This is a genomic window from Niallia sp. M35 (assembly GCF_050971705.1).
Taxonomy (GTDB): Bacteria; Bacillota; Bacilli; order Bacillales; family Cytobacillaceae; genus Niallia; species Niallia circulans_A.
Map to the genome: position 1 here is coordinate 213,215 of NZ_JBPCEP010000011.1, position 11,451 is coordinate 224,665.

12 protein-coding genes are annotated in these 11,451 nt (G+C 40.5%); 5 read left to right on the forward strand and 7 right to left on the reverse strand.

Annotated elements, in window-relative coordinates:
• Positions 1–12: 12 nt before the first annotated feature.
• Positions 13–1,206 carry an AGE family epimerase/isomerase gene (locus NiCM35_RS17030; RefSeq protein ID WP_433780235.1) on the forward strand — a complete coding sequence of 398 codons (1,194 nt, stop codon included), beginning with the start codon at positions 13–15 and terminating at the stop codon, positions 1,204–1,206.
• 34 nt (positions 1,207–1,240) lie between these two features.
• On the opposite strand, the gene mgrA is transcribed toward NiCM35_RS17030, so the two are convergent.
• The 6 genes from mgrA to NiCM35_RS17060 all read right to left on the reverse strand — a co-directional run bounded on the left by mgrA (position 1,241) and on the right by NiCM35_RS17060 (position 6,449).
• Positions 1,241–2,233 carry an L-glyceraldehyde 3-phosphate reductase gene (gene mgrA / locus NiCM35_RS17035; RefSeq protein WP_433780249.1) on the reverse strand — a complete coding sequence of 331 codons (993 nt, stop codon included), beginning with the start codon at positions 2,231–2,233 and terminating at the stop codon, positions 1,241–1,243.
• A 322-nt stretch (positions 2,234–2,555) separates the two neighbouring features.
• Positions 2,556–3,431 (reverse strand): ROK family protein, encoded by an 876-nt coding sequence (locus NiCM35_RS17040; protein ID WP_095329646.1) that lies wholly within the window; start codon positions 3,429–3,431, stop codon positions 2,556–2,558.
• A gap of 91 nt (positions 3,432–3,522) precedes the next feature.
• Complete coding sequence (locus tag NiCM35_RS17045; RefSeq protein WP_123260320.1) at positions 3,523–4,914, reverse strand: glycoside hydrolase family 1 protein; 1,392 nt, start codon at positions 4,912–4,914, stop codon at positions 3,523–3,525.
• A gap of 14 nt (positions 4,915–4,928) precedes the next feature.
• Entirely contained in the window at positions 4,929–5,168 is a 240-nt protein-coding gene (locus NiCM35_RS17050; RefSeq protein ID WP_123260319.1) for a hypothetical protein, read from the reverse strand.
• A complete protein-coding gene (locus NiCM35_RS17055; protein WP_433780237.1) occupies positions 5,161–6,120 on the reverse strand; it encodes an acetylxylan esterase in 960 nt (319 codons plus the stop codon). Before NiCM35_RS17055 ends, NiCM35_RS17050 begins: the two co-directional genes overlap by 8 nt.
• A gap of 173 nt (positions 6,121–6,293) precedes the next feature.
• A complete protein-coding gene (locus NiCM35_RS17060; RefSeq protein WP_433780239.1) occupies positions 6,294–6,449 on the reverse strand; it encodes a hypothetical protein in 156 nt (51 codons plus the stop codon).
• Positions 6,450–6,556: 107 nt separating this feature from the next.
• On the opposite strand from NiCM35_RS17060, the gene NiCM35_RS17065 reads away from it, so the two are divergent.
• Entirely contained in the window at positions 6,557–7,684 is a 1,128-nt protein-coding gene (locus NiCM35_RS17065) for a GntR family transcriptional regulator (RefSeq protein ID WP_095329643.1), read from the forward strand.
• A gap of 20 nt (positions 7,685–7,704) precedes the next feature.
• Here NiCM35_RS17065 and NiCM35_RS17070 read toward each other — a convergent pair whose 3' ends face one another.
• A complete protein-coding gene (locus tag NiCM35_RS17070; protein ID WP_095329642.1) occupies positions 7,705–8,757 on the reverse strand; it encodes a permease in 1,053 nt (350 codons plus the stop codon).
• 198 nt (positions 8,758–8,955) lie between these two features.
• Here NiCM35_RS17070 and selD point away from each other — a divergent pair, with 198 nt between their 5' ends.
• The 3 genes from selD to NiCM35_RS17085 all read left to right on the forward strand — a co-directional run.
• A complete protein-coding gene (gene selD / locus NiCM35_RS17075; RefSeq protein ID WP_095329641.1) occupies positions 8,956–10,005 on the forward strand; it encodes a selenide, water dikinase SelD in 1,050 nt (349 codons plus the stop codon).
• 18 nt (positions 10,006–10,023) lie between these two features.
• Positions 10,024–11,085 (forward strand): tRNA 2-selenouridine(34) synthase MnmH, encoded by a 1,062-nt coding sequence (mnmH, locus tag NiCM35_RS17080; protein ID WP_095329640.1) that lies wholly within the window; start codon positions 10,024–10,026, stop codon positions 11,083–11,085.
• Positions 11,086–11,235: 150 nt separating this feature from the next.
• A partial coding sequence (locus NiCM35_RS17085) for a hypothetical protein (protein ID WP_433780241.1) occupies positions 11,236–11,451 on the forward strand: 216 nt, incomplete at its 3' end.

Below are 11,451 nucleotides of genomic sequence, written 5' to 3' on the forward strand. Positions count from 1 at the left end.
GGAGGAGTTACCATGAAGAAAGTAGAGTTTATGGAAGAGTTGGAGAATCGTATTTTGCCATTTTGGTTGAATCTAATGGATAAGGAGAACGGCGGATTTTACGGGGTGGTTGATTACCATCTTAAAATTCATCCTGAATCCCATAAAGGTGGCGTTTTAGGCGCTAGAAACCTTTGGACCTTTTCCGCTGCGTATCAATATAAACAAGACCCTGCTTATTTAGAAGCAGCCCATCATGCTTATGACTTTTTGAAAACCAAGCTTTGGGATCATGATAATGGCGGCATCTATTGGCTTGTTGATTATAAAGGAAAGCCGGTTATCTCATCAAAGCATGTCTATGCCCAAAGCTTTGCGCTTTATGGCTTAAGTGAGTATTATAAGGTGTCTAAGGATGTGGAAGTATTAGCTTTAGCGCAAAAATTATTTTATCTTATCGAAGATGTTTGCTACTCTGAAGCATTAAACGGTTATTTGGAAGAATTTAATGCTGACTGGACTAAAAAGGAAAATGTTCTATTAAATGAGGGTGCAGATGCTGCCTTTACAACAAATAGCCATTTGCATATTATCGAAGCATACACGAATCTTTACCAAATTTGGCCTGATGAAAGACTATTACGCAAAATCGATAATTTATTAACACTATTCCATACACATATTTTTGATCATCAAAAGCATTATTGCCAAGCTGCCTTTGATCAAAATTGGAATAGTATAAAAGATACTTTCTCGTTTGGACACGATATGGAAACGAGCTGGCTTTTAACAGAAGCATTGAATGTAACGAAGCTCGATCGACCAGATATAGTAGAAATGAATAAACTTCTGGCACTGGAGGTTGCTAGAGAAGGGCTTGCTGAAGATGGATCGCTTATGGATTACAAGGCAAATGGCATCATTCACGCAACAAGAGTCTGGTGGGGACAAGCTGAAGCAGTAATTGGCTTCCACAACGCCTATGAAATAACGGATATCCCAAACTATTTAATGTATAGTGAGGATGTATGGAAATACATTCAAGCAACTATCCAGGATAAGCGCGAGGGCGGTGAATGGTACTCCCGCATTGACGCAGACGGCGAAGTTATTTCTTCCCTCCGCGATGAAAAGTATCAAACACAAGAAAATATCGTCGATTCCTGGAAATGTCCCTATCATAATGCAAGAATGTGTTTAGAAATGATCAAACGCTTAGCTAATTAAAGAGAAAACCACTGCTCCAGCAGTGGTTTTCTCTTTATCCTTTTAGCACCTTATCAATAGCAGCAAGCTCTTCCGCACTAAAACGAATATTATCCAGCGCCTTCACATTGTCTTCAATTTGGCTTACCTTGCTTGCGCCAATCAGTACACTTGTGACAATGCCATCACGCAAAATCCAGGCCACGGCCATTTCGGCAAGGGTTTGCCCTCGTTCTTTCGCAATATTGTTTAAAGCTCTGACTTTATCGATCGTCTGATCCACATTTTCTTTATGCAGCCATAGTCCCGTTTCCCGATTGGCACGAGAATCCTCAGGAATTCCATTTAAATAGCGGTCTGTCAATAATCCTTGAGCAAGTGGACTGAAGGCAATCGTTCCAAGCTGTTTTTCCACTAAAACATCCTTCAATCCATCCTCGATCCAGCGATTAAACATGCTGTAAGAAGGCTGATGAATAATGAATGGCGTTTTTTTCTCTTCAAAAATCCGCGCGATTTCTCTTGTTTGCTCCGATGAATAGTTGGAAACACCAACATATAACGCTTTACCTTGACGGACCAATAAGTCCAAAGCCTCGGCCGTCTCCTCTAATGGCGTTTCCTCATCTGGACGATGGTGATAATAAATATCCACATAATCAAGCCCCATCCGCTTTAAGCTTTGATCAAGACTAGCCACTAAATATTTCTTCGAGCCACCATCACCATACGGCCCAGCCCACATCCCATATCCTGCTTTTGTGGAAATGATTAGTTCATCCCGATACGGCTGTAAATCCTTTTCTAAGATTCTTGCAAAATTCTCCTCCGCACTACCAGCAGGCGGCCCATAGTTATTCGCCAAGTCAAAATGCGTAATCCCCAAATCAAACGCTCTTCTTACAAGAGCACGACTATTTTCAAATAAATCGACACCCCCAAAATTATGCCACAGCCCCAGTGATAGCGCCGATAATTTCAATCCACTCTTCCCCACACGATTGTAGATCATCTTTTCATACCTATTATCATTTGCCATATACATAATTCGTCCCTCTTCTCTCATTATTTTAACTACTATTTTTTGAAAAAAAATAATATTGTGGACTAGCAATATATTGAATCTTAATCGTTGTTTAATGGTCAGCGGCTACTTCGGCGATACTATGTCAGTTAGTTTGAGAGCTACGAAAGTTTGTTTGCGCGATTCACTAGATTACTTGTGGGTTTTGTCCGTTTATTTGCAGTTCTTGCGAGTTTCCTTGCGGCTCTCCACACTTTACTTACTCCTTCCGCATACTTACTTGCGACTTCGCACACTTTGCTTGCGCCTTCCTCACACTTACTTGCGACTCCGCACTTTCCATTGCCTACTTTCCAAAAACAAGCTCATAATTATAAACAGCACCAATTAAATTGGCATCATTTTGAAAATCGCATATAGCTACGTCGGGAATGAATGGAGCGATTTTTGTGCTTTCTACTACTCTGGCAAGATGAACGTTCAACTCGTCTAGTAAGCCTTCCTTAGCAGAGACACCGCCGCCAATTATGATTTTTTCCGGATCGAAGCTATACTGCAGATTGTAGATGCCTGTTGCCAAATAGTGATAGAACGTTTCTACTTCTTCTTTTGCTGCCTTATCTCCTTGTTCGGCGAGTTCGAATACTTCTTTGCCGCTTAACGGAGTTTCTAATCCCATTCTCTTGGAATAGCGTTTCGCCATATTGACAGCCGTCCCTAGGTCACTAAAGGTTTTATCCTCTTTTAGCAGCATGTATCCAAACTCGCCTCCAAATAGATGCTTCCCATGACGAATTTTTCCATCCACAATAACTGCACCGCCAATTCCCGAACCAATAACTACGAACAGAACATTCTGCATTCCACGAGCGGCACCTTTCCATACTTCCGCCAGACCTGCACAGTTTGCATCATTTTCCATGGAAACAGGACAGCCAAATAGTTCCTCTAACTCGAATATAACCGGAAAGTGGTGAATATAAGGAACAGCACTTGCCCCTTCAATCACTCCTTTTCTTTGATTCACCGCACCTGGAGCACTAATTGCAATGCCCTCAATAGTGTATTTTGCGTCCATTTTTTCTTTTAACTGCATCATTTCTTGTTTCATCTCATCCCACATTTTTGGTGTGATGAAAGAGCCTTTGTCCACTAGCTTTTCTTTTTCCCAGACAGCAAACTTGACGGAAGACCCGCCTATATCCATTACTAATAAGGACATTTGAACACCCTCCATTTGTGTACGCTTTCACTTTTATTATATGCTTTAAGAAAAGATCACCGCAAAAATTAAGCGATGATCTTCTTCCTAATTATTCAATCCCATTCTTGGCACTTACTTCTTTAATCCAATAACCCGATTTCTTAATAGTTTTCACTTGGGTATGAATATTGTTTGAAATAAATCCATAGCGGTTGCGATAGGCATTCATCCAGCTCCAGCAATCGATTGGAGTCCATAAATGATAACCATAACAATTAGAGCCCTCCTCGATTCCCTTATGAATCCATTCCAAATGTTCTTGAATAAATTCAATGCGGTAATCATCCTCGATTACGCCTTCTTCATTTAAGAAACGTTCCTCACGGGAAACGCCCATGCCATTCTCTGATACAAACCATTCGATATTTTTATAGTTATCACGAATATTGATGGCAATATCGTATAGCGCCTTTGGGAATATTTCCCATCCTTTATCCAAGTTCATACGACGCCCAGGCATGGCGTAATGATCGTAATAGCGATCTGGCATCCAGTCCCCGACACTGTTTGGTGCTACATCTGGTGCTTTTACGCGCGAAGGATGATAGAAGTTTACCCCAAGTGTATCAATGGTATTTTCTTTTAAAATCGCTAGCTCTTCTTCTGTTGCTTCCCAAATTACTTTATCCTTTGTTAAAAGTTCCACTAATGCAGGCGGGAATTCTCCGTAAACGGCTGTATGCAAGAACATTTCATTGCGCCAGAGGTCCGCAATTCTTCCTGCTTCCACATCTTCTGGCTTATCGCTAGCTGGATAGGACGGAGTTAGGTTTAAGATTGTGCCTATTTTCGCGCCTTTTTCGTTCATTTTTAAGTCGCGGAATTCTTTAATGGCTTTTGCAGATGCTAGGTTCAAGTTATATGCCACCTGTACTGCCTTTTTTCCATCTACTACTTTTGGATAATGGAATTGGTATAAATATTGCCCATCGACAATGACCATTGGCTCATTAAACGTGAACCAATGCTTCACGCGATCGCCGAATAATTCAAAGCAGCGGCGAGCAAACTTGGCAAAAAGATCAACGACATGCTTAGATTCCCAGCCGCCATACTGATGATACAGCTCGACAGGCAAATCGAAATGATGCAGGTTCATTACAGGTGTAATCCCTTGCTTGATAAATTCATCAATTACATTGTTATAAAACCGTACGCCATCTTCGTTTAGGCTTGCTGTTTCGAAATCATCAATTAAACGTGTCCACTGAATCGATGTACGAACAGAGTTTAAGTTGATCTCTTTCATTAATGCAATATCTTCTACATAACTATTGTAAAAATTAGATGCTGTATCTGGTCCTACATGATTATGGAATACTTCCGGCTCTGTTTCATACCAGTAGTCAAAAACGTTCGCATGCTGTTTATTAAAACGGCCTTCACTCTGCGGCCCAGATGTTGCTGCACCCCACCAAAAATTTTCCGGAAATTTTTTCATGATACTAATCTCCCTTATTGTTTTCTTATATGCTCTAAAGTAAAAGGATGATTCCCCTCTATTTGATTAATAGAAGGACGAATCTCTCTTTCTAGTATGTATTGAGAATTATCAAGCTGTCGGTTTGCTTTTACCAAAAATAAAGATGCTCTAGCTGGGGTGTTTTTTCCAATGACACGAAATAAATAACCTATTAATCCATTTGATAAATAAAATTCTAGTGTTTCTTCTTTGAGTATAATCATTTTACTCATGATTTAACAAAAATCCCCTGACTCTATCTCCGAGCTTCGGCAAATATTCATGCCCATACTCTGGGAAGAAGATCATCTCTTTTGGTGAAGAAATCTGATTATACACAGCAAATTGCGTTGCTGGCGGACAAACTCCATCTTCTAACGCAATTGCCCACTTTACTTCTGCTTTAATTCTCGGTGCCAAATGCTGTAAATCAATGTATTCTAATGTATCTAAAAACTCCTCTTCTCTGTCATGCATTGGGTCGCGGAATCGAAACCAATATACCAATTCCTCATATGCAGATGAATTAATGTCTAACTCAAATACTTTGCGATAATCACTAAGGAAGGGATATTGCACTACTACTTTTTTCACTCTCGGTTCCAGTGCTGCACAGACTAATGATAAAGCTCCCCCTTGTGAGGCACCTTGAACAGAAATAGCCTCTTCATCAACTTCCTCCATGCTCATTAAAATTCTAGCTGCATGAGCAGTATCTAAAAATACGCTTCGATAATAAAGGCTCTCTGGTCCTTCTTCGACCCCGCGGATAATTAATCCTTTTAATGTCGTTCCTTTCGCCGTTGTCTTATCTTCTGACTCTCCGCCTTGGCCGCGACAATCCATCGCAAGAACAGCGAACCCCTCTGTTACCCAGGAAAGCTTATCACCAAAGTCCCCACTATCGCCATGGTAACCATGAAACATCAGCATCCCAGGCACTTTTCCTTCTATTTTTTTCGGGCGGATATATTGGCATCTTATCCTTGCACCTTTTACACCTGTAAAATATAAGTTGAAAAACTCTGCCGTTTTGGAAGGAATCTCTACTCTTTCTAACTCGTAATCTAAGCTTTGTTCTGCTAGCTCTTGTATCGCTTTATCCCAATACGCATCATAATCCGCGGGCTTTCGACCAGACCCTTTATATTCTCGATATTCATTGATTACCTGCTCTTTTTTCATGAAGGACACCTCCGAACTGTTATCGTTTTCATTATAATGTTTATACTTGTAATTGTAAATGTCTATGTTTATTTATTTTAATGTAAAACCAAAACTTTTATTGAAGTATTTTTTCGATTATAAGTGCGGTTATTGGCTATTTTATTGAGTAACTTTCTTTGTATACTTGCTGATTATGTGTTTTGTTGGAGCTGATGGAGGATGAGGTTGCAGCATTTATGGTATTGTTGCGGTTTATTCAACTTTGTTTGCAGTTTTGCTACTTTTGCTTGCGACTCTCTCCATTTTACTTGCGACTCTGTCAACTTTGCTTGTGGGCTCCCCCTCATCCTCTCCAATCCAATAAACTTTTCACAAAAACAATAAAAAATGTATATCTGCGGAATTGGCTGCATTTGTTAGAAGTAACAGATTTGCATTTAAAGGGGGACTTACAATGGGGCGACATTCAAAAAAGGTAATGGTGATGGAATCGGTAAAGGATTGGGTAATCAATGGACGGGTGAAACCGGGGGATCGGATTTATTCGGAGTATGAGCTTTCGAAGCTGTTTGATGTAAGCAGGCACACGGTTCGATTAGCGATTGGAGAGCTTGTCGATGAGGGATGGCTCTATCGGGAGCAGGGTGTTGGCACCTTTTGCGGGGAACCTTTTGCTAGTAGAAAAGGTAAGAAAATAGCGAATGGGAAAAACATTGGGGTGATGACCACTTATCTTTCTGATTATATTTTTCCATCGATTATCCGTGGAATGGAAACTTATTTAACAGAAAAAGGCTATACTTTAACATTAGTTTGTACGGAAAATGATCATGCAAAGGAGCGATTATGTATCCGCAAGCTCCTTGATTTGAATATGGATGGGCTTATTTTAGAACCTACGAAAAGTAGTCATTTCAATCCTAATCTAGATTATTACCTGGAGCTGGAGGAACGCCATATTCCCTATGTAATGATCAATCAATATTATTCGCAGCTTTCTCCCTTCTATTTAATCATGGATGATGTAAAAGGCGGATATATGGCAACAAATCATTTAATCCAGCTTGGGCATGAACAACTTCTTGGTCTCTTTCAATCAGATGATTTACAAGGCGTTCATCGCATGCAAGGCTTTTTGCAGGCGCTGCGAAATGAAAAGCTTCCGATTGCACCAGAGCTTGTCGTTACTTTTACAACAGAAGAATTACATGCTGGTTTGGAGGAGAAAATTTTGAATACGCTTACAAATAGAAAGAATATACCTACTGCTATCGTCTGCTACAATGATAATATTGCCGTTATTGTTCAAAAAGTTTTACAAAAATTGCATTTATCTGTACCAGAGGATATCTCCCTTGTTGGCTTCGATGATACTGCATTAGCTGACTCACCAAATCTTCCCTTAACTACTATCGCCCATCCGAAAAGTCATATGGGAAGAGATGCAGCTAGAAGAATAATTGCAGCCATTGAAGGAAAAGAATACACGCTTTTCTTGAAAGACCCGATTATTTATGAACCAGAACTAGTCATCCGTTCCTCCACTAACATTGTAAAAAAGAACAGATCCGCCGTGTATTGACACACGCGGATCTTAACATACTAGAATATTAATTTTCCTATTAATCCACTGATAATTCCTAAAACGACTACCGATATGGATACAAATACGAGCACTTTTCTTGGAAAGGATTTTGCTACCATCAATAAAGATGGCAAGCTTATACTTGGCAGTGTAATAAGCAGGGCTGCAGCTGGTCCTGCTCCAAGACCCATCGCCATTAACGTTTGAATAATTGGAATTTCTGCGGCTGTTGGAATAACAAAAAGCATCCCAGCAACTGCAAAAAGCAGAATAGCAAGCAAACTATTAGACATGCTGTCACTTAGCTGCGGGAAGAGCCAAAAACGCGCTGCCCCTAGAATTAATACGGACAGAACATAGGCCGGTACCACATAAAGAACCATGCTTCCAAGAGAAGTAAGCCATCTATTTAAAAATGGACGCTTATCTACTTCCGCATCTTCTATTAATTTATCCACAGAGACAGGAGTTGGATTTTTAACAAAGCGGTTGGCAAAATAGCTAATGCCAAATGTTAAAACTAGTCCAACGATAAGACGTAATAATGTAAACTTCCAAGAAAGGACAAAGGTCATAAAAATTAAGGTTGCTGGGTTGATGGTTGGATTCCCAATCCAAAAAGCCAAGCTTGCGCCGACGGAAGCATTTTTTTTACGAAGCCCCACAGCGACTGGCGCGGCACAGCAAGTACACATCATTCCTGGTATGGATGCTAGTCCTGCTGCTGCAGTACTGCCAAAGCTCGTTTTTCCTAGCACCTTTAATAGCCAGCCAGTCGGCAGAAGCACTTGCACAAGGGAACCAAGTAGAATACCTAAAATTGCTGCCTTCCAAACAGATTGGAAGTAAGTGACCGTATAATCTACTGCGGCACTCCATGTGAATGTTCCGGAAATTTGATCCTGTAAAATCGAATCTCCGATAGAATTTGTTTGAAAAGAAAGGATGGCTTTATGATAATATGGCCACCATTTCACATATGTGAGACCGATTACTGCGACTAAAACAAATAGAAAAGCGAACCAAAACGTTCTTTTTTTGCTTGATTGCTCCTCTGCTAACGTACTCATCACTTTCACCTTCGATATATTAGATTAATTGCGTATAAATTATATCATATTTTAAATTTTAGGTACCCGAAAAATGATTCAACCTTCTTTTTTTCCCATCCAATCTACTAGGCATGCAATGAACCGCCCATTGCTTTATAATAGAGAAGGATACTTAATAAAAAATATTTAATTTACTAGAAAGAAGGTTGGTGTCATATGACACAGTCTTATTCCGTTAAACTTACATCTTTATCCTCCAAAGGGGGCTGCGGCTGCAAAATCGGTCCTGCTGACTTATCTGAAGTTATTCGTACATTACCACCAGCAGAGAAAAATCCAAATCTTCTTGTTGGCTTAGATACAAGCGATGATGCTGGCGTTTACAAGCTGACAGATGAATTAGCAATCGTGCAAACAGTCGACTTCTTTACGCCAATTGTGGATGATCCTTACTCGTTTGGACAAATTGCTGCAGCAAATGCCTTAAGTGATATTTATGCAATGGGTGGAAAACCGTTAACTGCCCTAAACATTGTGGCTTTCCCTATTTCTGTTTTGGAAAAAGAAATTTTGGCTGATATTATGCGAGGTGCTGGCGATAAAGTGAAAGAGGCTGGAGCTACCCTTGTTGGCGGACATTCCATTGATGATAAAGAACCCAAATTTGGTCTTGCTGTCACTGGAACCATTCATCCAGATAAAGTACGTACAAATGCCGGTGCTAAGCCTACTGACAAACTAATTTTAACAAAACCAATCGGTGTCGGTATTCTAACCACTTCTATTAAAAGAGGTCTTTTATCAGCAGAAGAAATTGATCGTGTGACAAAAGTTATGGCTACACTGAATAAGAAGGCGGCTGAAGTGATGGAGGCTTATAATGTGCATGCTTGTACAGATGTAACTGGATTTGGATTACTTGGACATGCTTCAGAGATGGCGAAAGGAAGCAATACAACCATCCATATTAAGCGCGATCAAGTTCCTGTTCTTCCACGCGTAAAAGAATTAGCGGAACAAGGAGTAATTCCTGGCGGTACGAAAAATAACTTTGCCCACCTAGAAGGCGATGTTACTTTTGCTTCTGACTTAGATGAGCTTGATCAGTTGATTTTATGTGATGCTGTAACGTCTGGCGGATTGCTTATTTCGGTGGAAGGTGAACAAGCAGATGCATTGCTGCAAGAATTAGTTGATGCCGGTGTAGAAGCGGCGATCATTGGAGAAGTCACAGAAGAGAGCCCTGGCCATATTTTTGTTGGGTAAGAGAAAGGCGGAGCTACCTTGTTTCAAGATATAACAATCGAACGATTATTTGAATTACGGGAGAAAAAGGAATTTTCTTTAGTAGATGTTCGCTCTCCTTCTGAATTTAACGAGCATACAATTCCTGGCAGTATCAATATCCCTCTTTTTACAGATGAGGAAAGAGCAGAAGTTGGGACTCTTTATAAGCAGGTAAGTGTGGAAGCGGCAAAAGCTCGCGGCTTGGAAATCGTGTCTGCTAAACTGCCTGCTTTCATCCAGTCCTTCCAAGAATTATCAAGGGATGTAGTGGTCTTTTGCTGGCGGGGCGGCATGCGCAGTAAAACAGCGGCAACCGTTATTGATTTAATGGGCGTGCATAGCTACCGCTTGCAAGGCGGTTTCCGAACGTACCGTCAATGGGTTATCCACCAATTAGATACAATGGAAATGGCTCAGGAAGCAATTGTCTTAAACGGCTACACCGGTTCCAATAAAACTGTTATTTTACAGCATTTAAAACAAGAAGGACTTCCTGTATTGGACTTGGAAGGAATGGCCAATCATCGTGGCTCCATCTTCGGACAAATTGGACTCAAGCCCCATAATCAGAAGACTTTCGACTCCTTGCTTGTCGGTGAAATCGAAAAGCTGCCTGCTTCTCCCTATTTTTTAATGGAAGGTGAAAGCAAGCGGATTGGCAAAGTACTGATGCCTAACTTTCTTCTGAAAAAAAAGGAGGCTGGCCTTCAGCTATTTATTCATATGCCCATCGAGGAGCGAGTTCAGCATATATTGGCTGACTATTCTCCAGCCGATCATCATGATGAATGTGTAGAAGCATTCCAATTAATCAAGCGGCGCATCCACACACCCGCGGCTGCTAAAATTGAAGAAGCTCTGCAGACTAGAAATTATGCTGAAGCTGTTGAATTGCTGTTAACCTACTATTATGATCCGCTCTATGAAAGAACGGCTTTACAATATAAAGATGAGCAAACTATCGATTTATATGTGCAAAACACAGAGGATGCGATCATCAAAGTGAAGGAGTTTTGGCAAAAGAAGAGTCGGACTTCAGCGAAGAGTGAAGTGAACTAATTTAGAAACTTTGCTTTTGGAAATAGCTTTATTACTTGTTATTGAGGACAAGTGATAAAGCTTTTTTTTAGTTTGGAGGGCGTGGTGCGAGTAGAATGTTAAATGAAGGAAGGGAATTTGCAGTGGTGATTGAATGTGGAGTCGATTTGAGTGCCGTTTTGTGGTAATCCTTCTAATTTTGGCGGAGATTTGGAATTATTGGCTAGAAACACTGAGACAAGAGCAAAATTAAACGAAGAGATTTTAGGATATCAGCCATTCTTGGGGCTTTGTCAGCCATTCTTCAGCACTTATCAGCCAAACTTCATAACTTATCAGCCATTCTTCAGTACTTATCAGCCAAACTTCAGATTTATCAGCCATTCT